This window comes from Caballeronia sp. LZ028, assembly GCF_031451415.1.
Lineage (GTDB): Bacteria > Pseudomonadota > Gammaproteobacteria > Burkholderiales > Burkholderiaceae > Caballeronia > Caballeronia zhejiangensis.
This window is the reverse complement of sequence record NZ_JARUXN010000013.1, coordinates 90,370-111,832: the sequence shown is the minus strand read 5'-3', so window position 1 is coordinate 111,832 and position 21,463 is coordinate 90,370. Positions and strand designations below refer to the sequence as shown.

Annotated in this window: 26 protein-coding genes and 4 pseudogenes; 14 read left to right on the top strand and 16 right to left on the bottom strand. The window is 62.5% G+C overall.

Annotated elements, in window-relative coordinates:
* Nucleotides 1-2: 2 nt before the first annotated feature.
* The 6 genes and pseudogenes from QCE58_RS31545 to QCE58_RS31525 all read right to left on the bottom strand — a co-directional run bounded on the left by QCE58_RS31545 (nucleotide 3) and on the right by QCE58_RS31525 (nucleotide 5,158).
* Entirely contained in the window at nucleotides 3-2,231 is a 2,229-nt protein-coding gene (locus QCE58_RS31545) for a cellulose biosynthesis cyclic di-GMP-binding regulatory protein BcsB (protein WP_309780862.1), read from the bottom strand.
* 190 nt (nucleotides 2,232-2,421) lie between these two features.
* Nucleotides 2,422-3,615 carry a non-hydrolyzing UDP-N-acetylglucosamine 2-epimerase gene (gene wecB / locus QCE58_RS31540; RefSeq protein ID WP_309780861.1) on the bottom strand — a complete coding sequence of 398 codons (1,194 nt, stop codon included), beginning with the start codon at nucleotides 3,613-3,615 and terminating at the stop codon, nucleotides 2,422-2,424.
* Nucleotides 3,616-3,841: 226 nt separating this feature from the next.
* Nucleotides 3,842-4,025: pseudogene (locus QCE58_RS31535) on the bottom strand (hypothetical protein); the annotation flags it as partial.
* 8 nt (nucleotides 4,026-4,033) lie between these two features.
* On the bottom strand, nucleotides 4,034-4,297 hold the full coding sequence (locus QCE58_RS31530; protein WP_309780860.1) for an integrase core domain-containing protein: 264 nt from the start codon (nucleotides 4,295-4,297) through the stop codon (nucleotides 4,034-4,036).
* Between the two features lie 41 nt (nucleotides 4,298-4,338).
* Nucleotides 4,339-4,533 (bottom strand): annotated as a pseudogene (locus QCE58_RS34180) (DDE-type integrase/transposase/recombinase); the annotation flags it as partial.
* 85 nt (nucleotides 4,534-4,618) lie between these two features.
* Nucleotides 4,619-5,158 (bottom strand): group II intron maturase-specific domain-containing protein, encoded by a 540-nt coding sequence (locus tag QCE58_RS31525; protein WP_309780858.1) that lies wholly within the window; start codon nucleotides 5,156-5,158, stop codon nucleotides 4,619-4,621.
* Nucleotides 5,159-5,425: 267 nt separating this feature from the next.
* Between QCE58_RS31525 and QCE58_RS31520 the strand changes: the two genes are divergently transcribed.
* From QCE58_RS31520 to QCE58_RS31505, 4 genes are all read left to right on the top strand, one after another.
* The gene (locus tag QCE58_RS31520) at nucleotides 5,426-6,133 is read left to right on the top strand and encodes a hypothetical protein (RefSeq protein ID WP_309780856.1); all 708 of its coding nucleotides are present in this window, start codon (nucleotides 5,426-5,428) and stop codon (nucleotides 6,131-6,133) included.
* A 75-nt stretch (nucleotides 6,134-6,208) separates the two neighbouring features.
* Nucleotides 6,209-6,646: a LysE family transporter gene (locus tag QCE58_RS31515; protein ID WP_309780855.1), complete on the top strand. Its 438-nt coding sequence runs from the start codon at nucleotides 6,209-6,211 to the stop codon at nucleotides 6,644-6,646.
* A gap of 557 nt (nucleotides 6,647-7,203) precedes the next feature.
* Nucleotides 7,204-7,461, top strand: coding sequence for a type II toxin-antitoxin system ParD family antitoxin (locus QCE58_RS31510; protein ID WP_309780853.1), 258 nt, complete (start codon nucleotides 7,204-7,206; stop codon nucleotides 7,459-7,461).
* Nucleotides 7,458-7,757, top strand: a complete 300-nt coding sequence (locus tag QCE58_RS31505; RefSeq protein ID WP_309780852.1) for a type II toxin-antitoxin system RelE/ParE family toxin — start codon at nucleotides 7,458-7,460, stop codon at nucleotides 7,755-7,757. The genes QCE58_RS31510 and QCE58_RS31505 overlap by 4 nt, the downstream gene beginning before the upstream one ends.
* Nucleotides 7,758-7,907: 150 nt before the next feature.
* On the opposite strand, the gene QCE58_RS31500 is transcribed toward QCE58_RS31505, so the two are convergent.
* Both QCE58_RS31500 and QCE58_RS31495 read right to left on the bottom strand, forming a co-directional pair.
* Nucleotides 7,908-8,207 carry a DUF4148 domain-containing protein gene (locus QCE58_RS31500; RefSeq protein WP_309780851.1) on the bottom strand — a complete coding sequence of 100 codons (300 nt, stop codon included), beginning with the start codon at nucleotides 8,205-8,207 and terminating at the stop codon, nucleotides 7,908-7,910.
* Between the two features lie 130 nt (nucleotides 8,208-8,337).
* Nucleotides 8,338-8,535, bottom strand: a complete 198-nt coding sequence (locus tag QCE58_RS31495) for a hypothetical protein (RefSeq protein WP_309780850.1) — start codon at nucleotides 8,533-8,535, stop codon at nucleotides 8,338-8,340.
* 164 nt (nucleotides 8,536-8,699) lie between these two features.
* On the opposite strand from QCE58_RS31495, the gene QCE58_RS31490 reads away from it, so the two are divergent.
* Entirely contained in the window at nucleotides 8,700-9,107 is a 408-nt protein-coding gene (locus QCE58_RS31490) for a hypothetical protein (RefSeq protein ID WP_309780849.1), read from the top strand.
* A 121-nt stretch (nucleotides 9,108-9,228) separates the two neighbouring features.
* Nucleotides 9,229-10,611: a hypothetical protein gene (locus QCE58_RS31485; protein ID WP_409014193.1), complete on the top strand. Its 1,383-nt coding sequence runs from the start codon at nucleotides 9,229-9,231 to the stop codon at nucleotides 10,609-10,611.
* A gap of 144 nt (nucleotides 10,612-10,755) precedes the next feature.
* Here the strand turns inward: QCE58_RS31485 and QCE58_RS31480 are convergent, their stop codons facing one another.
* The 3 genes from QCE58_RS31480 to QCE58_RS31470 all read right to left on the bottom strand — a co-directional run bounded on the left by QCE58_RS31480 (nucleotide 10,756) and on the right by QCE58_RS31470 (nucleotide 12,996).
* Nucleotides 10,756-11,064, bottom strand: coding sequence for a hypothetical protein (locus tag QCE58_RS31480; protein WP_309780845.1), 309 nt, complete (start codon nucleotides 11,062-11,064; stop codon nucleotides 10,756-10,758).
* Nucleotides 11,065-11,237: 173 nt separating this feature from the next.
* On the bottom strand, nucleotides 11,238-12,446 hold the full coding sequence (locus tag QCE58_RS31475) for a hypothetical protein (RefSeq protein WP_309780844.1): 1,209 nt from the start codon (nucleotides 12,444-12,446) through the stop codon (nucleotides 11,238-11,240).
* A 109-nt stretch (nucleotides 12,447-12,555) separates the two neighbouring features.
* Complete coding sequence (locus tag QCE58_RS31470; protein ID WP_309780842.1) at nucleotides 12,556-12,996, bottom strand: SET domain-containing protein; 441 nt, start codon at nucleotides 12,994-12,996, stop codon at nucleotides 12,556-12,558.
* Between the two features lie 98 nt (nucleotides 12,997-13,094).
* Between QCE58_RS31470 and QCE58_RS31465 the strand changes: the two genes are divergently transcribed.
* Entirely contained in the window at nucleotides 13,095-13,301 is a 207-nt protein-coding gene (locus QCE58_RS31465) for a hypothetical protein (RefSeq protein WP_309780840.1), read from the top strand.
* A gap of 29 nt (nucleotides 13,302-13,330) precedes the next feature.
* On the opposite strand, the gene QCE58_RS31460 is transcribed toward QCE58_RS31465, so the two are convergent.
* From QCE58_RS31460 to QCE58_RS31450, 3 genes are all read right to left on the bottom strand, one after another.
* Nucleotides 13,331-13,609: an HU family DNA-binding protein gene (locus QCE58_RS31460; protein ID WP_309780838.1), complete on the bottom strand. Its 279-nt coding sequence runs from the start codon at nucleotides 13,607-13,609 to the stop codon at nucleotides 13,331-13,333.
* Between the two features lie 34 nt (nucleotides 13,610-13,643).
* The gene (locus QCE58_RS31455) at nucleotides 13,644-13,964 is read right to left on the bottom strand and encodes a hypothetical protein (protein WP_309780836.1); all 321 of its coding nucleotides are present in this window, start codon (nucleotides 13,962-13,964) and stop codon (nucleotides 13,644-13,646) included.
* Nucleotides 13,965-14,049: 85 nt separating this feature from the next.
* On the bottom strand, nucleotides 14,050-15,057 hold the full coding sequence (locus tag QCE58_RS31450; protein ID WP_309780834.1) for a DNA-binding protein: 1,008 nt from the start codon (nucleotides 15,055-15,057) through the stop codon (nucleotides 14,050-14,052).
* Between the two features lie 195 nt (nucleotides 15,058-15,252).
* Here QCE58_RS31450 and QCE58_RS31445 point away from each other — a divergent pair, with 195 nt between their 5' ends.
* Nucleotides 15,253-16,419 (top strand): tyrosine-type recombinase/integrase, encoded by a 1,167-nt coding sequence (locus tag QCE58_RS31445; RefSeq protein WP_309780832.1) that lies wholly within the window; start codon nucleotides 15,253-15,255, stop codon nucleotides 16,417-16,419.
* Nucleotides 16,420-16,491: 72 nt separating this feature from the next.
* Nucleotides 16,492-16,761 (top strand): DUF1488 family protein, encoded by a 270-nt coding sequence (locus QCE58_RS31440; protein ID WP_309780831.1) that lies wholly within the window; start codon nucleotides 16,492-16,494, stop codon nucleotides 16,759-16,761.
* A gap of 436 nt (nucleotides 16,762-17,197) precedes the next feature.
* On the opposite strand, the gene QCE58_RS31435 is transcribed toward QCE58_RS31440, so the two are convergent.
* The gene (locus QCE58_RS31435; protein ID WP_309780830.1) at nucleotides 17,198-17,644 is read right to left on the bottom strand and encodes a carboxymuconolactone decarboxylase family protein; all 447 of its coding nucleotides are present in this window, start codon (nucleotides 17,642-17,644) and stop codon (nucleotides 17,198-17,200) included.
* 194 nt (nucleotides 17,645-17,838) lie between these two features.
* Complete coding sequence (locus tag QCE58_RS31430) at nucleotides 17,839-18,606, bottom strand: NAD(P)H-binding protein (RefSeq protein WP_309780829.1); 768 nt, start codon at nucleotides 18,604-18,606, stop codon at nucleotides 17,839-17,841.
* A gap of 102 nt (nucleotides 18,607-18,708) precedes the next feature.
* Between QCE58_RS31430 and QCE58_RS31425 the strand changes: the two are divergent.
* The 5 genes and pseudogenes from QCE58_RS31425 to QCE58_RS31405 form a co-directional block, all read left to right on the top strand.
* A pseudogene (locus QCE58_RS31425) lies at nucleotides 18,709-19,431 on the top strand (aminotransferase class I/II-fold pyridoxal phosphate-dependent enzyme); the annotation flags it as partial.
* An 87-nt stretch (nucleotides 19,432-19,518) separates the two neighbouring features.
* Nucleotides 19,519-19,608: pseudogene (locus QCE58_RS31420) on the top strand (ABC transporter permease); the annotation flags it as partial.
* 10 nt (nucleotides 19,609-19,618) lie between these two features.
* Nucleotides 19,619-19,933 (top strand): (2Fe-2S)-binding protein, encoded by a 315-nt coding sequence (locus QCE58_RS31415; protein ID WP_309780827.1) that lies wholly within the window; start codon nucleotides 19,619-19,621, stop codon nucleotides 19,931-19,933.
* The gene (locus tag QCE58_RS31410) at nucleotides 19,930-20,028 is read left to right on the top strand and encodes an FAD-dependent monooxygenase (RefSeq protein ID WP_409014195.1); all 99 of its coding nucleotides are present in this window, start codon (nucleotides 19,930-19,932) and stop codon (nucleotides 20,026-20,028) included. The genes QCE58_RS31415 and QCE58_RS31410 overlap by 4 nt, the downstream gene beginning before the upstream one ends.
* A 679-nt stretch (nucleotides 20,029-20,707) precedes the next feature.
* Entirely contained in the window at nucleotides 20,708-20,911 is a 204-nt protein-coding gene (locus QCE58_RS31405; protein WP_309780825.1) for a DUF2934 domain-containing protein, read from the top strand.
* The last annotated feature ends 552 nt before the right edge of the window (nucleotides 20,912-21,463 follow it).

The following is a 21,463-nucleotide window of genomic DNA, read 5'->3' as shown; positions in this document are numbered from 1 at the left end:
CATCACGCGCCGTCCTCGTCGGCGGGGCCGCGTCCGTTGCGATGCCTGCGCCGCGCGTGTCCCGCGAGCGCGATCAACGCGAGCAGCAGCACGACAAGCACCGCTGGAATGCCCCAGCGCGCCCAGTGCCGCGTTACCCAGTCGGTGCGCGACGCGGGCTCGTCGGTCATCTCTTCGGGATTGACCGTGTCGAACTGCTTCAGCACGCCGCTGCCATCGACGACGGCGATATTTCCGCGCGATAGCTGCAGCTTGTCGGTGAGCACCGGCTCAGCGCCCGCCGATCGATACACGACGCCGCTCTGCCCGTTCGCGCTCGCCACGCTCACGACCGCGACGCGCGACAGCCCCGACATGTCGAGCAAGGTATCGCCCGTGGGCGATGTCAGCGAAAGCCGCTCGGCCGAATACGCGGCGGGATTCTTCTCGTCGGCGAGTTCGACATCGGCGGCGAGAAACGGACCGTCGGGCTGCGAGGAGGCTTGCGCATCGTTCACCGCGAATTTCGCCGACACCGGCGCGATGCCCGCCGCGCCGGTTAGCACGGCGAGACGCGGCACGCTGTTGAGCGCATCGTCGAGATATGCGCGCGGCACGTACACGGTTGCGGAGGACGCATAGCGCGCCGCCATGCCCGCGAACGTGTTGTCGGGCGTTGCCTTCGCGAGCCGCAGATGGCTCGACGGCAACACCGCGACCGGATACGTCTGCCGCGCCTGACAACCCGCGTCGGGCTGACGGCGAAACGTCACGCGCAGATCGTTGGTGCGGGCGAGCGCGTAGCGCGGAATCGGCGCGACCAGACGCTGGCGTGCGCCATCGACATTGATGAGCTTCGCGCCGATCATCACGTCGTTGAAGTAAACGGTGGCCGTCGCGCCGCCGTTGGACAGCGTCGGCGATGCGGCGAGATCGAGCACGACCTGCTCCGGCAGACGGCCGTCGCCCGACGCCACCGCCAGATCGAAGCTCGCATCCCACGACGCGGCCGTCTGGACGTCGATGCTGCGCGGATCGCCGCCAAGATCGGACATCGCGATGGTGTCGCCGCGCGTCTGCTGCGCCGCGTCGATACGATGCACGACCACGCGGTTCGATACGTCGATGGGCAGCCAGCCGTGCGCCAGCGCGCCGATGCCGCGCGTGTCGCCCACGACGATCACCGCGCGCCCGCCGACATGCGCGACGCGCACTTCGCCCGGCGCGAGCGGCGCGGTCAGTTGCGACGCGGTGCGCTTCCTCCAAGCGTCGAAGGCGGCGAGCGCATCGGCGGATGTGTTCGCGACCTGCACGCGCAGCGCGTCCAAAGCGCCGTCGATCGACTTTCGCATGGCATCGTCGGCGACGATCACGTCCGGGCTGAACGCCGCGCGCACGCCGAGCGCGACCAACGCGCCGAGTTCGGCGTTATCGGCAATCGCATGCTTGCCGCCCGCCGACAACGCCGAGAACGCGGGAATGCCGCGCAGCGCGGCGGGCACATCGATGTTGCCGAGATCGACCCGATCGCCGACAGCGGGAAGCGCCTGCATCACGGGACGCTTGCCGTCGCGCTGCAAGAGCGCATCGGTGCGCCAGGCCGTGTCGAACGCGTTCGTCGACAACTTGCTGCCCGACACCGCGAGCACCGGCGCGAACGGCAGCGCGCTCCATGCGGTGCGCAGATCGTGCACGTCGGCGGGATTGAAGCGGAACGTGAGACGCGTGGTCGGATCGACGCGCAGCACATTGCCGACGGCCGTCTGATCCGCGCATTCGTTTTGATTGATGACCGACGCGAAACCGAGCCCGATACGCACGAAACCGGCCGAACGCGGCGCGCCATCGACGCCGAGACTCACCGACACGCCGCCCGCGTCCTGCGTGAACGCGCGCGCGAGCACGGGCGATCCGTCGAGCGAAAGGAGCATGGTCACGCGGCCGCCGTCGCCGCGCACGTAGCCGCCGTCGAATTGCAGCGTGGCATCGGAGATCGCGACGCCGGCGGGCACCGGAAGAAAGAACTCGCGCCGCGTGTCGGGCGCATTGAGCGTGACGCTTTCGAGCAGGCCGAGCTGCCGCAAGGTTACGGTCCGCGTTTCCTGCAGGTCGAGGCCGAGTCGCCCGATCGCCGCCGCGATGTTCGTGTCCGCCGTTGCCGCGGCAAACGATGCTTGCAGGCCCGCAAAGCACATGGCGATGGAAGCCATGACGGCGCGCAGCCCGCGCCGCTTGAAGATGTCGTTGACCAAGTTGAGTGACTCAGTTGGCGCAGCGTGGCGGGATGGCCGCGAAGGCATGTGCACCTCGCGCGCGATCGCCCCGATTGCGGGAAGCTCTACTCCTGGCCGGAGATTTAGGCGCTACTACGAATTAGCATGCCGCCTCACGATCGCGATCCGGCGATCGGCGCGACGGGTGATGCGCGTGCGATCGCAAGGACTATGCGAATGCCTCGCGCATGACACGCGTCGCATCTTTCGATCCGCGCGTCACGACCGGTTTGAATTCCTCGAAGGGACGTCCCGCGAGCGCCGCGACGATGCGCGCCGAGGCTCGCCCATCGCCGTACGGATTGATGCTGCGGGTGAACGCTGCACGCGCGTTCGTATCGTCGAGCAGCAGATGGACCGCCGCGGCGATCGCGTCGCGGTTCGTGCCGACGAGCACGGCGGTGCCGGCATCGATGGCTTCGGGACGCTCGGTGACATCGCGCATCACGAGCACCGGCTTGCCGAGCGCGGGCGCTTCTTCCTGCACGCCGCCGGAATCGGTCAGCACGAGCGTCGCCCGTTGCAGAAGGCGCACGAAGCCCAGGTAATCCTGCGGCTCGATCAGAAACACGTTCTGCGCGCCGCCAAGCGCACTGATGACCGTCGCACGCACGCTCGGGTTCAGATGGACCGGATAGACGATCTGCACGTCGTCGCGCCGCGCGAGCTCCACGAGCGCGGCGCAGATATCGCGCAGGCCGCGGCCGAAGCTCTCGCGCCGATGCCCGGTGACAAGAATCAGATGCTTCGACGTATCCAAAAAAGGAAAGCGCGCGTCGAGTTTTCTGCGCAAAGCGTCGTGTGTGTCGATGCGCTTCGTCACAGACTGCAACGCGTCGATCACCGTGTTGCCGGTGACGAACGCGCGCCCTTGCAGCGTTTCCTTCGCGAGGTTCGCATGGGAGCGCGGCGTCGGCGCGAACATCAGATCGCTGACGATATCGACCATGCGCCGGTTCATCTCTTCCGGCCAGGGCTTGCTCATGTCGCCGGTGCGCAAGCCGGCCTCGACGTGCGCAACCGGCACCTGGCGATGAAACGCCGCAAGCGCGGCCGCCGTCGCCGTGGTCGTGTCGCCATGCACCAGCACGCGATCGGGCTGTTCCATCGTGATGACTTCATCGATCGATGCGATCAGACGCGAAGCCAGCCCATTCAGGCTCTGGTTCTCCGCCATGACCGCGAGATCGTGATGCGGCGTGATGTCGAATAGCTCCAGCACCTGTTGCAGCATTGAGCGATGCTGGCCCGTCACGCACACGACCGAACGAACGTCCGGTTCCGCCTCCAATGCCTTCAAGAGCGGCGCCATTTTGATGGCTTCGGGCCGCGTCCCGAATATGGAAAGTATCGTTTTTCGCATCGTATTCATCGGTCCCAATGACTGCACAATCTTTAACAATTCGATTGTATTCAGACGTTTAGAACCACTCGCGAACTAAAATTGTAAAAAAGTCTAACGAGAACAGCGTACGCGGTTTCGGCGAGCTTTTGTCTAGGTTTTCTCGGTGCTTTTTACCTGATTCATTAGTTTTCCCAAGATACGGCCACGCCCGAGGACAATTGTTTCGTCTGAGGAAAACGGATGCGATTTCGATATCTAGCAGAGCAGAAGCTCATCGGGTTGCCGTGCGCGTCCAGCGCGTGCGAACGCGTAACGCCGCCACCGAGCGCATCGCGCCGAACGAAATTGAACGCGTGCAGGCGCGGCAGTTCGTAATGCACGACATCGCCTTTAACGACATCGGCGAGATGCGCTTTTACGCGCTCAGGCGGTCGTGTCAAACAGTGGACAACTCGTAGGGTGATGCGGTTTCGGTCTTCGCGCTCAGGTTTTCGAATTCGAGCGGCGAACGATCGCCGATGCCGCTATGCAGGCGGCGTACGTTGTACCAGCCATCCAAGAAGGAAAAGATGCGCCTCGGTGCTTGTTCATGGGTCGCGAAGTGTTCGCGCGACAGGAACTCTGCTTCAAGCGTCCCAAAGAAGGATTCGCACATCGCATTGTCGTACGCGTCGCCGGCTGTACCCATCGACGGCTGCACGTCGGATTCGCGGCAGCGTCGCCACGGGCAATGGATGTGTATTGGGCCGCCTGGTCGGAATACAAAATCACGCCCTCATGACGTCGCTGCTGGAGGGCCATGTCGAGCGCGCGCAACATGAGTTCGGTATCCAAGTGGTTCGACATCGCCCAGCCGACGATGCGCCGGCTGAAGACATCAAGCACCACAGCCAGATAGAGAAAGCCTTCTGTCGTCGGAAGTGGAGTAAGAGACAGGGCGTAGTCGAACTATTTCCCCGCCTCTCCTCCCCGAACCAGACTTGCACTTTTTAGCGCATCCGGTTCTCCGTTCAAGTGTTGCTCATAGCAAAGGCAACATCGGCATAGCGCGACGCAATGGTGCTTCGTGTCTCATCGCGCATGATGTACGGATTTTCCTTCGGGGTGCGTCAGGTGAAGCGACCCTTGCGGCTGGTAACAAGACGCCGAAGCGCCACCGCTTCGTACCACCCTCGACTGTTTTGGCCCTGCAGCACCCATGTCGTTGCCTGTCCCGCTCTGGTGCGCGGATGTATTCGCGCATCAGCGACCTGAACCCGCGCCGATGACTGCGCGCGAGCCAGTATCCGAATTCCCAGAAGACAGCCCGGTCCAGCTTGCTAAACATGGTGGCCGTAAAGTCGGTGTATTGGTAGAAGCCGGCCCAGCCAGCAAGCTGCCGGTTCAGGATTTCCATCAGGTCCATCCGGTTCATGCTGTAGTTGCCCGACAGCTGCTTGACCAGCCGCCCGGCAAAGCCCCGATACTTCTCCCACGGAATCGTTCTCACAGGTCGCATGCGACCGCGTGCTCCACGCTTGCGGATGATGCGGTGACCGAGGACGACAAAGCCGTCGTTCACGCAGGCGAAGCCGCTTGCGCGCTGACGCCGTCGATGCGCCCCTCTAGTCCCGAACCCCAGGGCTAAAGATTTCCCCTTTCTCCGTCGATAAAGATACGTCGACCGCAAAACGCCACATGGCTATTCGCGGCGGCGCTTTTGAGCGCGCGATCCGTCATTCGAATTCGGACGCGTGCGACAGACGGGCGAGGACAGCTCTCATAAGGTCTCCGACAATAGGAGACCGCGATGACGAACGCTCGCACCGTCAGGGGAAAGGGGTGCGGTATGAAACAGCGTTTTTCGGTTGTGCGGTTCCTGGTTTATCTCGTCGGCTTCACGAGTCTCCTGACGCTGAGACTCGTCGTCTCGCCCGACGGGCGGGGCGGCGTCACCGCCTTCGTCGCGTGCGTGGCGGCGATCGCGGCGGGGTACATGGTGTACTACGCGTCCTCCGAAGGCTATCTGCGCAATCTGATGAGCGGCGTCGTGGTGTATCTCGCGCTCGCGGCCGTCGTGGCCGCGTGTCCGCCGTTCGTGCTCGTGCTGGCGTTCTGGTCCATCGCGGGCCTTCTCAAGCAACGGCGCGCGCTGCTTGTCCACGCGATGTCGAGCATTGCGCTCCTCGTTCTGATTTTCCCGATGCCTTTCGCAGAGCGCATCGGCATGCCGGAACTGGCGGGCGCGCCGGCGGGCGTCGCCTATATCGGATTCGCGCTCGCGTGGTCCGCGTGGGCATCGCGCAGTCCGTTGAAGCTCGGCCTCTTCAAGTTCGCGACGATGCTCCTCGCGGTGCCGCTCATCGCGTCGTTCGTCGCGCTGGTCGGCGGCGGGATGTTCAGCCGCCCGGAGCGGCGCGTCCGCAATTCGATGATGCGCGCGCGCCGGGCGTTGACGCTGGCGTTGCCGGCGCCGGTGACAGCGCGCGAAGTCGCGGTGTCGGGGGCGCTCGTCGCGGGAACGGCGGCGGAAGTACTGGCGGCCGTGCACGACTAACGAAGCTTGCCGCGCGGCAGGAACGACATCGAATATGGTTTTAAGCACGTTGCATCCAATATTCAAAACCGTCCAATGCATTCAAGCTCGCAGGCCGCGCTCCTTTTGCTCGGCATCGTCATCAAGGGCTCGCGTCGCGGCGTCAGGCGCGCCACGCCGCTCATGGCCGCCGAGCTCGCCGGCTACCTCATCGCAACTTCCGTCTGGGGCTATCTCGTCACGCACGCGGCCGGCTTTCTCACCTGGCTGCCGACGTTCATGCGCGTCGCGTGCAGCATCTACATCGCCTATCTCGCCGTCCTGATGTGGCGCACCGCCGTCTCCCTGCCGACGTCCGCGCGAAAGACGGTCGGCATGCGCACGCTCTTCGTCACCACATTGCTCAATCCAAAGGCGATGCTCTTCACGAGCGCGATCTTTCCGGCCAGCGCCTTCGGCAATCCCGTCGTAGACGATGTCGATCTTCGCCGCCGCGCTGATTCCGATCGGCTTTCTGTGGATCGCCTTCTTTGAACAGCCGGGCCAGCGTGGATCGATGAACGTCGGCAACATGCACTGAGCCGGTCCGTCAAGTGATTTGAGCTAGACACCCGAGGGTTTCATTAGACGCCGCGTGCAGGAGCAGCGCGGCCCTCCTCTTTCCCCAACTTCCTGGACGGGCCGCGAATCGGCGAAAGCGGCAAGCAATGCGCCTTGTGATGCTTGCGGCGCCGCCTCCAAGGCCGCCCGTCATCGCGGATCTGGCTGTGGAGACAAACGCTGACAGCAGATTGTCGCCGCCTTTGCCGATCCGGCTGCTTGTCTCATCAATGCCAACTTCGTGCACGGAGTGCGCGAACGCTTTCCGCTAGGCCCTGTAAGGTGCAGGTTCGCGGCCGATCGCGGCGCCGGTGGGCTTCTACCGTGTCGTCCCACGTCTCCTGAGCGGTCTGTTTTTTAACAACCAGTGACACCGACTTCCTCCCGCACCGATGTCTGCCAGCCGTCCTTTGCAGCAGACGGTGCTGACTAGGCTTGATAATAGTTAATAAGAGTTATACTGCGGGATGACTTGCCTAGAGGGCAGAACCATGATCAGTGCAGACCTTGGACAACAGCTTGAGGGATACATCACGAAGCTGGTCGAAACGGGACGGTACGGCTCAAAGAGCGAAGTGTTGCGCGAAGGCGTGCGATTGATCCAGGATCGCGAGACGCAGCTTGCCGCGTTAGATGCCGTGATCGCGCGCGGCATCGTCGATTCAGATGCTGGCCGAGGAGAACCCGCCCAAGAAGTGTTCGACCGGCTCGAGGCTAGGTATCAGGCGATGATCGACAGCAAGGCATGATTGTTCGCATCCTGCCGGCGGCGGAGGCCGAACTCGAGGCCATCGGCGACTTTATCGCCCGCGACAATCCGCGCCGCGCCTTAAGCTTCGTTCTTGAGATGCGTGACAAGTGCATCAGCCTTGCAGATATGCCCCTCGCCTACCCGCTCGTGCCTCGGTACGAAGATCGCGGCGTGCGCCATCGCGTCCACGGCAGCTACCAGATTTTCTATCGCGTCACTGGGCAACCCGAGCGCATCGACATAATTCACGTCCTGCATAGCGCCAGGGACATCGCCGCGATCCTTTTCCCCTGAAAACATCCACGCAAAAAGGCCCAGGACGACTTAGGTGCTGGGCAAGCCATCGGCTAGGCCGGTGGCGGAGGTGTTGTTAGGTAAACTGGCCGTACCGCTACAGCGGCCAGTCCTCTTATTGTGCGAGAGCCTTTCGGCTCTGCCGGTCGATTAGTGACCGAAATAGACAGGCGCGATGCTATTGCCAGTGTGAGCCGGGCCGCCCGAAGCCGACGCAGTGTCAGCCACGCCGCCGTAGCTCGTTTGCCCGTTCTGCGCTGCGACCTTCGCTTCGGCTGCTTGAATCTCGGCCGGATACGTCACTCGATCCCTGCTCGGGTTGTATCCAGCGCGTTCGAGTTGGACCAGTTCTGCCTTTACTTGTGCGCGGGTCACCGGTTGGCTTTGAGCAAAAGCAGAAACTGCCGGGATAGCGAGTGCAGCGGCGACGACGATAGTTGCGAGTTTCATGATACTTACCTCCGAGTCTTGTTTTTCGCAAACAGCCCTGTTTGCGTTTCAGTGACTTCAGTATAAGTAAGCGCCCGCTTAAGATTAATGAGCGTTTGAACAACAAATTCTTGCTGTATTCGGGATAACCCTAGGTCGAGTTATTCCCCGGCGCGACGTTGTCGCGTCCATTGCGACAATGCAGCAACTCGACATATTTGCCGACAGCCGCGACGTAGCGCTGCGCAATGATTTGGTGGAGCAGTTGCAGCTTCGCGACGCCTCCGCGGCGCGAACGGCACTCCCAGCTCGCCGGCGAATACCCGAACGACAGTGCCCTGCCTTCCATGACGGCGCTTGTCCAGCAACTTGAGAATGCATCAACGCTCGCCGTGACCGACCACGCTGAGTTGGCAGTGATCTGCCGTCACTTTGAGTTCTTTCCCGATGTCATCTCGTCGCTCTTCCTCGCAAGCTGCTCGATCGTTGTTTCGCAAACCGCTCAGCAAAGAGATGCTGCTGCCCCTGCCTCCGTCGGCGGCGCAGACCGTCGCGTTATCGAATCACTTGACGTTCGCCGCCTGTCGGGCCGGCGCTGGATCGGCCTATCTTTTCAACGAGCTTATTCAACTGGTCTACGTCACGTTCTTTGTGCAAGATGCGGGCTATGGGGACACGGATGTAGTTATTTATGCACGCGCTGAAGCGGCTCTCGAACGCGGCTTGCAGCGCGCCGAAGTCGAGCGACGGTGGGCATTCGAGGCGGCGGATCTGCCGTTGTTCGAAGCGGTGTTGCAACAGGCAGACCGACAACTCGCGAGCGCGCCAAGATATGTTCACGTTGCTGCACGGGACAGGCTCAAACGATTCGCCACTAGCGAGCACGCCTCGCCGCTCCCGTACACGGCGGCACGCCACTAATCGCAATCGGCCACGCAGCGCGAGCACGACACTGTCGCGTGCGTGGCGAGAGTCGCTCAGTTCGAACGACGGCCGATATAATGGACCGCAGAAATTTCACGCATTGCACCGGAGTTCTCCTATGAGCCAAACCCGCGGACCGAATGCGGGATATCGGGGCAAGCCAAGCAGTCGGCGTCAACCTCAACACTTGACGAATCCGAAGCGCCCGCCGCGAGTTCAGCCACCTTTCAGAGAGACTAATGGCGGGGCGACGCCGGCGTCGATTATTAAGACTCGTTCGTTGAAATTCCTCGTCGATGCGGTCGGCGCGGAAAACATCGCGCTGGGGCTCGATTCCAGCATGGCCCGGATGGCCGAACTGATGCGCGGAGAGCGATTTACGCCCGAGACCGCCTTCCATATGGAAACGACGCTTGGTCTGCCTTCGGGCTTTTTCGACCAACTCCATCCGGTCCTTTCGCCGGAGACGATTGCGCGCCTAAAGGCGCCGCTCGAGTTCGTCCATGCCGACGAGACCGTCAATGAAGGTGGCATCAAGCAAGCACCCCTTCTTTCGAGTGCGCAGGAGCCAACATCGCTGCTTGTCAGCAGTTTGTCCAAGGATACGACCATGCCGTCTAAAAGTTCGAAAGAAGCGTCGGGTGCGACCAAGACCCGCGCCCAAAAGGCGTCTGCGCAGGCAAGCGGTCAAGCTGCAAGAGCAGCAGAATCGTCGAAACCGCACCAATCGCATCAAGCGGCCGGGCGGAAACAGGCGCGCCCAAACGGCGGTGCGACCGTAGAGCGCATCAGGCAGGCCAACCTTCACGTTCTCACCACACGTAACGGTTCGAAGGTCAAACTCGGCGCAGTCTTGGGTCTGAGCGGATCAAATATGGCGCACCGACTCCACGGTAAAAAGCGCATGGATGATGCTGAAGCCGAGCGCTTCACCGCGGGTCTGGGTCTGCCTGCGGGGTGGCTCGACACACCCCGCGGCGAAGCCGACATTCCCGAGTCAGTTGCGCAACTGCTCGCGCCCACATCACGCGTGCGCGCGCCTGGCCAAGCACCGGCGCCCACCGCTGTGGCGGCGTCTGAGGACACAGCAGTCGCGGCGGCGCCGACCAGCGAGATAGAACGAGCGCTGCCTAGCACTTCGAGCAACGCGCACATTGAGCCATTGCCAGCCGATGCGGCAGGCGACGGCGACCACGTCGCGAGCCCTCGCCACGAGAACGTCAGCAGTGCAGTCGCAACGCGCCCCGACGGTCCCGTGGAAGGCATCGAAAGCCACACGCCAGCAGCCGTTCCTGCACCGGTGGCGTCGCAGCCTGCGGTGGCAATGTCACCGCCTACAGACACGGCACCCTCCTCCACTTTAGGGACCACCTTGGACGGCCTGGATGGGATTGCCCCTATCGCAGAGGCGCTCCTGAAGACGCTCGCCGGCAAGGCCCGCACCGGTCGCCTGGATGAACTGAAGGCATTGGAGTTATTGCGCCAGGCCGTTTTGCTCTAGCGGCGACGTCACGGCCTGTGAGCACAGGGCTCCAGGGCGATCGAATTCGCGCTGCGCGCGGGTGTCTTCGTGCGCGAATGCCGACTTGTCTGGGACGACGCGTAAGAATCGCGCCTGTGATAGTCCGCTTGCCGCGCTGAGTGTCTACGCCACGCGGCGCTCGTCGCTCGTGCCGATGTCCACCTGTCCTTGTGCAATTTTCTCGACGTCAAGCTCAAGCGCGGACAGTCGGGCAAGTTGGACAGGAAGCAACATGTAGCCAATGCGAAGCTCATGCAGGCGCACTTTCCAATACCGAACGCTTATCGGCAACGGCACGGATGTTGCCCGTACTGCGGTCACCACTTTCTGTATATGAGCGAGTTCACGGTCCGCTTCCAGGGAGGTCCGCTTCGGCACGGCGGGTGAAGCGGCGGGCACCTGATGATTTCGGCTTGCTACGATTGACTTCATACGCTGTGCATCTCCTGATCGTTGAGACCAGCGTATCCAGGCTCACGGGAAGTCAAGGAAGCATGCGGGGGTGTATGAGACCGCGGCTCTGGAGGGTCGCTCCTTGCCGCGCTCCCGCAAAGGCGCAAGCGGCGCCGACGCGCTACTTGAGCTCAACCCTTTTTCCTTCCGGTCTAGCGCCTGTCGGCTTCCAATCGCGTGCGCAACGCACGCCCAACAAGCGAGTCCGCATTGCCAATCAGGCGTCGCACGCAATCGTCCACCGCTGCCTTCGAAATCTGACTCGCAGTCGCCGCTGCGACGAGGGCATCATAGGCATCAGTGACGTCAGCCATCGACACTTCATAGCCGTAGCCGGCCTCCATCCATTGCAGTGCGCACAGCGCGCAGTCCATCGCGAACCGGGACTGCTTGTTCTCGAAGTCTCGCGCGGCGCGTATGAGCGTCTTGGGATCGGTAGGGCTCTGTCTGGACAGCGCGATGGCCTGATCGAACAGCCCGGCGTCTTTGGCGGCGGCAAACCATTTGCCTTCCGACCCGGGCTCGCTTCGAACCAGGTCAGACAAGATCGTTTCCGCGGTTTTCTCGGGGTATTTTTTGGTGATGGCCCGGAACGTTGCGAGGTACGTGCCTGCACCATTAGCGGCGATCGCATAGCGCTCATAGGCCTCCTCAGTCATGCCGGACTCGAGGAGGATCGTCTCGCAGGCGCGCGCGATCGCGCCTTCGGGCGCATTCAGCCCTCGGCTCGTTTCAGCAAGGCGGAGCGCGTCGCCCGGGCGCCCAAGGCAAACCAGCGCGTCGACGGCCCAACGTCGATACCACCAGGAACTCAGCCGATCGCGCCGCACAAGCTCAACGATTTCCTCAAAGCGGCCGGCCGCGTAGAGCGCGCTCAAGCACGGCACGACGCCAACGAAGTAGTTGAATCCTTCAGCCTCCAGCACATGTGTGACGAGCGGCAATAACCGGTCGGCCCAGTCAGATGCCAACGCGGGCGTCACGCACAAGGTTCCCCAATGTTCGCCCAGGCTCTCGATGTAGGGCATCTGATCGTCCTGCAACGCGTCGAATAGTCGTTCCAGCCAACGCTGCCGTGCTGCAGAAGTCACGTCGGCGGAGGCGATCAGTGGGACAAGCGCCTCGATTGCACGATTGACCGCGCTGCCAAGGGCGCCCGAGGAACTATCGACGTGCTCGAGTGCGGGCGACAGTTTTTCAAGAAGAAGAACAGCCCCGTCGGCCGCGAGCGGCCGATCGGTGCGCGCGACCGAACGGATCTCGGAGACCGCCTCCTTCAGGCGTTGAATCGGCAGCGACGATCGCCATCCGAATGCGTTGCGTCTAAAGCGTGAAGCAAATGTCCATTTCGGTGAGGGCATGACAGTCAGGTTCCGTCAGCAGCGTGCAGGGTCCAAATCGTCGCGGCCGAGCCTGTGCGGAAGTTGACGTGCGATAGCCAGACGCAGGTGTGTCGTTTCGTGGGCGCTTTCAGGACGCGGCCAGCATCGTTCCTCGACAGCCGTCGGACCCGCACCGGCACGCACAGAGTTTTTTGAGCGCAGCCGTTTTTCGCCCTTCCACGATTAGTTCATAGTCGATGAACAACTCTTCGCCGGGCTTGATGTCGCGCAGCGCGAGGAAGAACACGCGGCTGCCGTCTTGTTCGGCCTCGCAGTTCGGCGCGCAGCTGTGATTGACCCATCGCGCCGAGTTGCCGCCCTGCGCACCATCGATCACGCGCCCGTCGTCCAGATCGAAGTAAAACGTGTGGCCGTCTTCGGCCGCCGAACGCGCATACTGGCGCTGCGCTTGTGCCCACGACACCCGCTTGCCCTTGTATTCCAGAATCTGCTCGTTGGCACGGATCTGGGTCAGCGCGAATACGCCGCGTCCGTGGACCGGCGAAGAACGTACTACGATGCGGCGCATAATTTTGCCCTTCCCTATTGCTGTGAGCCGGTGAGCGACACGATGTGCCGCCGCCGCATCTTGGCATGATACGATCCTGCACGCCCGTCGATACCCGTATGCCTTCTCCTTCCACCGGTCGCAGCCGCATCAAACGCAAACCGCCTCGCGGCACCCTCGTGCGCTACGAGGATCGCATCGTTGAGGTGCTGGGTGAGGCGCGTGGCCGACGGATCATGATCCGCTCGATTCACGCGGACGGCACGGAACGTCGCACGGCCGTCAAGCTCAATAGCCTACGGCCGCTCGGAGCACAACTCTTCTAAGTCGGCGGCATGCAAGGCGCCGCCCTCGCTCACGCTTGGTTGACGGCGTCCTTGAACGCCTTGCCCGCGGTGAATTTGACCGTCTTGCCTGCCGCGATATCGATCGGCTCACCGGTCTTCGGATTGCGGCCCGTGCGCGCGGCACGTTCGCCGGCCCCGAACGAGCCAAAGCCGATCAATTGCACAGCATCACCTGCCGCCACCGTCTTGGCGATCGTCTCAAACACGGCATTGATGGCCTCCTCTGCGGCGAGCTTGCTCGTACCGGCTCCGGACGCCACCGCGTCAATCAGTTCCTGCTTGTTCATTGAAACGCTTCCTCTCTATTAAAAACAAACCCGATCATACCGAACGCTGGACACCCATCGGATCGCGACCCTCTGCTATCGACGAGTCTGCGTCGGTCACATCCAAGTCGAACAGATCCGAGGTCGCGCTGCGCGCGTCAAGCAGCTCAGGCAAATCGCCATTTCGGACCTTGGCGAGCGTCTGCGGCGACAGCCAGATTTCCTCCATGGCCTCGAGGCCCTCTTCGATCATCCGCTGCAGAAAGAACGATTGTTTGCGGCCTGTCGCCTCTGCCAACACGCGCAAGCGCTGTTCGATGACGGGGTCAATGCGTACTGCCACGACCCGCAACTTGTTCTCTGCTGATCTTCTCATCTGCCCGCTCCTGTTGACCGACCACGCGGATGGCGCGGCTTCGGCCTTGGATGGCGCCTACCCGCGGGCGCGATCCGATTAGTATTTATCGACGACCTTTCACGCTCGCCGTTTTGCCAGCCGGTGCCTTCCGGGCGACTCGCCCCGAACGGGCTTCGGCGGCGGCCACGCGCGTCGACGGCCGCGCCGCGGTGCGCAGCGACTTCAACTGTTCCTGCAGCGCGTGATGTGCCGCTTCGAGTGCGGCGAGCTTGCCTTGAAGCATCCCGTTCTGATGCCGCGTGTCGCCCTGCTGCGCCTGCAGCGCGTCGACGGTGCGACGATGCTCGGCCTCTCGTCTTTCCGCCCGCTTGGCCGCCTCGGCCAGTTCTTTCTGCGCCTTGGCCCTCGCGCTGCGCTCCCGATCGATCTCCAGGAGCGCGCGCTTCTCCGATGCGCGTAGGCGCTCCTCGGCACGGCTGGCGGTTTCCCGCAGCTTCTCAAGGTCGCGCGAGAAGGTGTCGCGCACTTTTTCGAGTTCGCGCTCGCGCGTCACCGCCTCCTCGGCGAGACGCTGGATCTGCGCCTCGAGCGCTTTGCGCGTGGCGGCCTCTTGCGCCTGCTGCCGCTCCAATTCCCGTATCTCGACCTGCGCTGCTAGCAATGCCGCGGTGCGTTGCTCGAGCGCCGTTTCCGTGCGGCCCAGTTCTTCCCGGGCGGCGATAACCTTTCGCTCGGCCTCGGCACGCTGCGCGTCGACTTCGTCTCGCAGCGACGTGAGCTCGGCCTGCGCGGAGGTCGCCGCGCGCGTCCACAGCGTCCCGATCAACTCGCCCGCCGCTTCGCTCAGATCCTTCGGCAGGTCCGGGTGCTCAATGCGCACCCGGCTCTTTTCGCGCAACTCCGCCCAAAACTCGCTCAAGACCGACGCGGGCGTGCTCATGGTGCCGCGCCGGACCAGGTTGTAGAGACGGTTGGCCGTGGGCGGCACGCCGAAGCGGAAAAACAGTAGTGCGCACACCTCGCGATAGAGCTCGCGGGTCTTGGGAAAGTCGACCTTCAGGCGCTCAATGTCGGCCGCGAGGCGGGTTTCGTCGGAGAGAACGTCGGACATACGAGCAATGGAGCAGAGGAGTGCACCTATATTACAACGTAATGCGCCAACTCTCCAACCACAGACCGCCAAAGATTTGACATTAGTGCTATAATGTTGATAAATTGACGACGACCCGGTGCCAAAACAAACGTGACTTCGAAGTCCGCTACGCCGCCCCCACCGCCGTATGCATTGCAGCCGGCACCGCTTGAGATGCTCGTCATTCCCCCCGAGCTCGACGGGTCGGCGGGGCTGAATCGGGCAGTGACAGGGCGCGCCCAGATTGCCGCCGATCACGACCTCGATGCGATCCGCGCCTGGCTGTCACGCTTCGTCGATACGAAAACCACGTTCGAGAATTACCGCAAGGAGGCTGAACGGCTCCTGCTCTGGTCGGTCGTCGAGATGGGCAAACCCCTCTCCTCTCTGACCCATGAAGACTGCCTGCGCTATCAGCAGTTTCTCGCCGATCCACAGCCTGCCCGCACGTGGGTGGCCGGGGGCGGGCGCAAGCATCCACGCAGCGACGTGCGCTGGCGGCCGTTCTACGGTCCGCTCTCGCCGTCCAGTCAACGCCAGGCAACCATCATCCTCAACGCGATGTTCTCGTGGCTGGTGCAGGCCGGCTATCTGGCCGGCAATCCGCTGTCGCTCTCACGCCAACGCACGCGCCACGCCGCGCCACGCATCACCCGGTATCTGGAGCCGAGCGTGTGGCAGGAGGTCAAGGACTTCATTGCGACCATGCCCAAGCAAACGGACCGGGAAAAAGCCCATGCGTCCCGCGTCCGGTGGTTGTTCACCCTGCTCTATCTCGGCGGACTGCGCATCGCGGAGGTGGGCGCCACCACCATGGGCGAGTTCTTCGTCCGACATGATGCGGACGGCGCGTTGCGCTGGTGGCTGACCGTGCACGGCAAAGGCGACAAGCAACGGCTCGTGCCCGCGACGCGCGAGATGATGATGGAACTGTCCCGCTATCGGCAGCAACTTGGATTGAGCGCCCTGCCGTTGCCTAACGAAGATACGCCGCTTGTGTTGCCGATTGGCGCCACGGCGTCGAACGCACGCATCGAGACGTGCGCGCCGCTTACGCGCGCGGCGCTGCACGCCATCGTGAAGGACGTCTTTGCGGGCGCAGCGGCGCGCTTGCGTGAGCGCGATGAGACGGCGAGCGCGCGGGCCGACCTCCTCGAAAAAGCGTCCGCGCATTGGCTCAGGCACAGCGCCGGCTCGCACATGGCGGATCAAAAGATTGACCTGCGCACGGTGCGCGACAACCTCGGCCACGCTTCGCTGACGACCACCAGCATCTACCTGCACGTCGACGACGATCGGCGCCATCAGGAGACTGAAGAAAAGCACCGGGTAGACTGGTGAAACTTCGCAAGATCGCCTATCGCGTCCCGGTGAGCGCACCGCCGATTCTAGCCGTCAACCGTAACTCTGCTCATGAAAGTCCTCGTGCCCGAACCCCAGATCTCAACAGACAAACAGGCCCTCAGCTTCGTCATCGATTGGCGCGGAGAAAGCGTGTCGTGCCTCGTGACGCGCAGGTGCTTGGAAGTCTTTTTCTGGCTCCCGCCCAACGCGGACGATAGCCGGCTGGTGAGCGTGTTCAGGGACGGGTTCGCCCGGATCGAAGCGGTCGCGCGACGGAAACTGCGGGCCCGGCCAACGAGTCTCGTCCGTCTCACAGAGGCTGACTTTTCAGGTGGTTGACGGTCTCGCGTCTCATTTTGCAAACCCACACTGAAACGCTGGGTGCACCGCAACGCAAAGGCGCATGGAAACAAAGATTATTAGTTGCATCCGGCGGAGGGCGAAACGCCCCGGATTAACCACAGCCGCGCCACCGGCGACACCCTCAACTCACACTTTCGACCCACTTCGGCCCGTCGTCGTGCGTCGTCTCTTTGACCGTTCCCGGGACATACCCGTCATTTAGATTCGATCGACTCTGGTGTCGTTGACCTAGGTTTGAATCCCATGAATGCAAGCCTCACTTTTACGTCCCCGATCTGCAAGGCCCTTCCACAATCAACTAGAGACAAACAGATGCATCTTTCGTGGCGGCCGAAACATTGAGCTATTTCCGTTCGCGCAAAGACATTGCACGGATCTTGTCCGACACGCGCCGTCAGACGGCGCATTGAGCTTAAACCTTGGCGGCCACCGGCAGTCGGAATGGCGCACCGAGACGGTTGAAAGCGTTCATCGCGGCAATCGTTATCGTGAGATCGACGAGATTCTTCGGCGCGAATGCCGCTGAGGCCGCTGCATAAGCTTCATCCGAAGCGTGCGTTTCGCTTACGCGCGTCACCTCTTCGGCCCAGGCGAGAGCTGCGCGCTCCTGATCGGAGAACAGGTGCGAGACCTCGTACCACACCGGCACCAGAGTGATCTTGTCGATGGACATCGTCTTTCTGAGATCACGACTATGCTTGTCGATGCAATGAGCGCATCCATTGATCTGGGAAACGCGGAGGAACACAAGATGAATAAGCTCCTCGGGCAGGTTGGTGCTTTTCGTCACATATTGATGGACACCCAGAAGCGCCTTTGCGCCGTCCGGGGCGATCTCGTGCCAGTTCAAGCGGGTCATCTTCGTCCTTTACCTTTCGTCCGTTGAAAAATGTCTCCTGCGCTTTGCAGGCGCAGGTCGGTTACTTCACCTTTGCGCACGGCTCGTGATGTTACGCCGACGATGCTCAGCGGAGTTTTCCTGCCGACGAAGCCGTCCGACAGCACCGCATGGTCGCGCACGTTCCACATCAAGCCGTGAATGTCAGAGACGCATCAGGCCGTTGTCGTATCCGTCAAGCGCATACGGTCCAGCCAGTCGCCGAGAGTCATGCGGCCCTGCCGCATCCGGCCGGTCGGCACGAGCGAATTTTCGGCCATCGAGCCGCCGAAGTAGGTTGCCTTGTCGTCGGCGATCACCCTGCGTGCGTCACGCGTGGCACGCAGATAGGTGCCGATGAACGCATGCATCGCGCCGCGCTCGGGACCGGCGATATCCACGATGCCGTCGAGCGGCACGCCCAGGGCGATCTCAACGATGATGGCAGCGACATCGTCGGCGGCGATGGGCTGGAACTGATGCGGCGAAAGACGCACAGTGCCGTCGGCGGTGCTCAGATCGGCGATGGTGCCGAGAAACTCCATGAACTGCGTGGCACGCACGATCGAATACGGCACGGGCGATGTCGCAATCATCCGCTCCTGCAAGCACTTCGCCGCGAAGTATGCATTGCCCTCCATCCTATCCACACCGACTATCGACAGCGCCACGTGGTGCTGTACGCCCGCTTTGCGCTCGGCCTCAAGGACATTGCGCGTCGCATCGCGGAAGAAACAGGTAACGGCATCGCCTTCGTACGTCGGCGGATTGGTCACGTCGATCACGACATGCGCGCCCCGCAGTGCGTCGTCCAGGCCCGCGCCGGTGATCGCGTTGACGCCCGTGCTCGGCGATGCGGCGACCGCCTCGTGTTCCTTCGCTCGTAACAACGCCACAACCTTCGCACCGATCAGCCCGGTCCCTCCGATGACAACGATCTTCATGACACACCTCGTTCAATTGATCAAAGTGGAATCATTGTGTGTGAATTATGTCTTGGTTAGAAGGGACAAGAATCGTCGAGCTGACTAGTCCAAGGATCACGCATGCGGAACCCGCAACGTGCACTGAAGACCGATATCGACCGGCGCCACGCACTGCCGATCTATTTGCAGATCTGCGAGCGCTTCAGGGCCGCGATCGGCGCGAGACACCTCAAGCCGGGCGACCGCGTTCCCGCGCTGTGCGCGCTTGCCACTCAGCTCAACACGGCGCGCGGCACGGTGGAGCTGGCCTACGACATACTCGTCGACGAGGGGCTATCTCCAGATGCGCGGCGCGGCGGGCACTTTTGTGTCGTCGGCGCTGCCGGCATCGGTTTTGAACTTGGCAGCGCCTCGGGTCTTAGAATGCGCTGATGTGCCGCGCGCGAAACTGGCACCGGCAATAGGACTCGGCCATGAAGCCCGCCGTTGCGTCCCGAATTGCCCGCGCTGGATGCTTTTCCGCGCAAAGTGCGGAGCCGCATCATCGCGCATCGGGCGCGCAGCGTAGATCTAGCCTCGCTCACTTATCCCGACCCCGCCGGCTCCGGGCCGCTTCGCGAACGCGTTGCGACTTATCTGGGCCTGTCGCGAGGTGTCGAGTGCGCGCCAGAACAGGTGTTCGTGACGAGCGGCTATCGCGCGTCGCTTGAACTCATTCTGCGCAGTCTCGCGAAACCGAACGACAGCGCCTGGTTCGAAGAGCCGGGCTATATTCTTGCGCGCGACTTTCTCGAACAGGCGGGGCTGAAGCTCGCGCCGGTGCAGGTCGATCACGACGGCATCGGGTCACGCGGAAGAACCGCGAGCGCGCGGCCAAATACGGGCAGCACTGGCGCGAGCGCCCGGGCCTCGTCGCGATGATCCGCCGACTCCGCGCTGGTGATCTTCATCACCGCGGGCGCGATGCTGATCCTCGACCGCGTGTACGGGCTCAACCGCATTCTGATTGGCCAGCACTGAACTCACCCTCATGAGCCACGCAACGCCTCATCACGCGCCGCAGTTTGTTCGCCTCGTCGAGCAAGACCGTGAGCGCATCTCCTTCGTTCTCGACGGCGCGCCAGCCGACGCACTCGCCGGCGACACGATTCTGACCGCGATCCTCATGCAGCAACGTCACGTGCGGCACGGCGAATTCAGCGGCAAGCCGCGCGCCGGATTCTGCTTGATCGGCGCCTGTCAGGACTGCTGGGTACGCGATGAAAGCGACCGGCGCATGCGCGCGTGCTCGACGCGCATCGAAGCGGGCATGCGCGTGGTCACGCACTCCGGAGAGACGCGATGAGCGCGGCTCCGCGCGTGGTGATCGTCGGCGCGGGGCCTGCGGGCATCCGCGCGGCACAGACGCTCGTGGCGGCGGGCATTCGTCCCGTCGGCTAGGGCCATGCGTGAATCGGCCTGCTTCGCGGCGGTTCCTATCATCGGGAGACAGCCCGTCACGCCTGGCACGCCGGCGAGCGGTGCCAATCACAGCTCGTCCGCCCGCAAAAATCAAGCCCGCCTCCGAGTAGAACGCGCGCCCGCGACACAAGGCGACGTTTAAGTGCCGGAGGGCCCTTATTCAAGGTTTCTTTTGCCACGTTCGACACCGCCGGAGTCAACACGGGAATGATGCCGTGGTAAGCGGCTGCTTTCTCCGACGCCGCGGATACTCTTCAGCAGTCCGCATGTTTCGACGCATCCAAGCTTCCAGATGAATTAGGAGGCGTCGGCAAGGGCAGGTTCCTATCCTTGCTGCGCAATGGCGTACGTTACGAATGAAATCAACGCCGCCACGACAACATGCGGACTAGGAATTGCACGTGTTTTCTCGAAGAAGCCACGATCGCAGTATCATGGTTGCATGCATGTCCGGGCAGCGCGATGATGGCGCGCGGCCTGGTGCGCGACAGACGAGGGCCAATGCTGACCTGACCGCACGGATCCGAGCGAGCAGATCTCGAATTGGATAGCAATCGTTCGCGATCAAGGGGCCTTAAGCAGGGCTCAAACGACGCGCTCATGCGATTGCTCCTCATATCAAACGACTTTCGGTTGTACAAAACCCGCGAGGAACAAAATGAACGTGCCTTTCAGTGAAGAACAAGTTCGTGCGCTGGCATATCAACTATGGGAAGAAGCCGGCTCCCCCGAAGGCCAGTCCGAAAAGTTTTGGGACCTGGCGCGCAAGCAGTTGGAAGGTACGCCCAACGCTCTTGAGAGCGGCGCTGACGCCATGTCGACGGAGTCAAAAGGATCGACGCCGACGATGCCCAAGAAGTGACCGACGCTGTCGGCGCGGCGTCGATTGCTTCGTGGTTGCGGCGAACGGAGTATCTCGACGTCGTGCAACAGTGCGCCGCGGGTCGGTGCTTAAGTGTCAAGGGACCGCTCGGTGAGCCGCCGGACATGCAGCATCGCAAATTATGTTGCGAGGTACCCGTCGGTCTTGGTCGAGAGACGGACGGACCGGTGACAGTTCGGAAGACCGAGAGCGCAGTCAGAAGGAAATGCATGGAGTGGCCGCGCACCGCTCCGCGGGCAATTTGAAAGGTCCGCGATAATCTTTGCGCAGAACGAGTAACGCGCCGTTGAAAGTGCTCGAAGCGGCATACTGAGTTGAAGCTTGCAGTTCATTGAGCCATGGTCGTGCCATGCTGCTTGATATCGACGGCAAATGCTAGCAGGGCGGCTCTCGTGTCTCGTTGACATTAAGGAAGGAGTGGCGCCCTCTGCCCGCCATCCCGGCGTACGCAAGCTGCAGAACCCAGAGCGGGTAGTCGTGGGCGCGAGGCAATTGTTGCCGCGGCTCGTCAACAGGGAACCCGGCTTCGTT

What these genes read in the sequence shown, in the direction of transcription:
- wecB (WP_309780861.1), bottom strand. Translation starts at nt 3,615, where the DNA reads ATGCGAAAAACGATACTTTCCATATTCGGGACGCGGCCCGAAGCCATC.
- QCE58_RS31520 (WP_309780856.1), top strand. Translation starts at nt 5,426, where the DNA reads ATGAAACAGCGTTTTTCGGTTGTGCGGTTCCTGGTTTATCTCGTCGGC.
- QCE58_RS31515 (WP_309780855.1), top strand. Translation starts at nt 6,209, where the DNA reads ATGCATTCAAGCTCGCAGGCCGCGCTCCTTTTGCTCGGCATCGTCATC.
- QCE58_RS31510 (WP_309780853.1), top strand. Translation starts at nt 7,204, where the DNA reads ATGATCAGTGCAGACCTTGGACAACAGCTTGAGGGATACATCACGAAG.
- QCE58_RS31505 (WP_309780852.1), top strand. Translation starts at nt 7,458, where the DNA reads ATGATTGTTCGCATCCTGCCGGCGGCGGAGGCCGAACTCGAGGCCATC.
- QCE58_RS31500 (WP_309780851.1), bottom strand. Translation starts at nt 8,207, where the DNA reads ATGAAACTCGCAACTATCGTCGTCGCCGCTGCACTCGCTATCCCGGCA.
- QCE58_RS31495 (WP_309780850.1), bottom strand. Translation starts at nt 8,535, where the DNA reads ATGGAAGGCAGGGCACTGTCGTTCGGGTATTCGCCGGCGAGCTGGGAG.
- QCE58_RS31490 (WP_309780849.1), top strand. Translation starts at nt 8,700, where the DNA reads ATGCTGCTGCCCCTGCCTCCGTCGGCGGCGCAGACCGTCGCGTTATCG.
- QCE58_RS31485 (WP_409014193.1), top strand. Translation starts at nt 9,229, where the DNA reads ATGAGCCAAACCCGCGGACCGAATGCGGGATATCGGGGCAAGCCAAGC.
- QCE58_RS31480 (WP_309780845.1), bottom strand. Translation starts at nt 11,064, where the DNA reads ATGAAGTCAATCGTAGCAAGCCGAAATCATCAGGTGCCCGCCGCTTCA.
- QCE58_RS31475 (WP_309780844.1), bottom strand. Translation starts at nt 12,446, where the DNA reads ATGCCCTCACCGAAATGGACATTTGCTTCACGCTTTAGACGCAACGCA.
- QCE58_RS31470 (WP_309780842.1), bottom strand. Translation starts at nt 12,996, where the DNA reads ATGCGCCGCATCGTAGTACGTTCTTCGCCGGTCCACGGACGCGGCGTA.
- QCE58_RS31465 (WP_309780840.1), top strand. Translation starts at nt 13,095, where the DNA reads ATGCCTTCTCCTTCCACCGGTCGCAGCCGCATCAAACGCAAACCGCCT.
- QCE58_RS31460 (WP_309780838.1), bottom strand. Translation starts at nt 13,609, where the DNA reads ATGAACAAGCAGGAACTGATTGACGCGGTGGCGTCCGGAGCCGGTACG.
- QCE58_RS31455 (WP_309780836.1), bottom strand. Translation starts at nt 13,964, where the DNA reads ATGAGAAGATCAGCAGAGAACAAGTTGCGGGTCGTGGCAGTACGCATT.
- QCE58_RS31450 (WP_309780834.1), bottom strand. Translation starts at nt 15,057, where the DNA reads ATGTCCGACGTTCTCTCCGACGAAACCCGCCTCGCGGCCGACATTGAG.
- QCE58_RS31445 (WP_309780832.1), top strand. Translation starts at nt 15,253, where the DNA reads ATGCTCGTCATTCCCCCCGAGCTCGACGGGTCGGCGGGGCTGAATCGG.
- QCE58_RS31440 (WP_309780831.1), top strand. Translation starts at nt 16,492, where the DNA reads ATGAAAGTCCTCGTGCCCGAACCCCAGATCTCAACAGACAAACAGGCC.
- QCE58_RS31435 (WP_309780830.1), bottom strand. Translation starts at nt 17,644, where the DNA reads ATGACCCGCTTGAACTGGCACGAGATCGCCCCGGACGGCGCAAAGGCG.
- QCE58_RS31430 (WP_309780829.1), bottom strand. Translation starts at nt 18,606, where the DNA reads ATGAAGATCGTTGTCATCGGAGGGACCGGGCTGATCGGTGCGAAGGTT.
- QCE58_RS31415 (WP_309780827.1), top strand. Translation starts at nt 19,619, where the DNA reads ATGAGCCACGCAACGCCTCATCACGCGCCGCAGTTTGTTCGCCTCGTC.
- QCE58_RS31410 (WP_409014195.1), top strand. Translation starts at nt 19,930, where the DNA reads ATGAGCGCGGCTCCGCGCGTGGTGATCGTCGGCGCGGGGCCTGCGGGC.
- QCE58_RS31405 (WP_309780825.1), top strand. Translation starts at nt 20,708, where the DNA reads ATGAACGTGCCTTTCAGTGAAGAACAAGTTCGTGCGCTGGCATATCAA.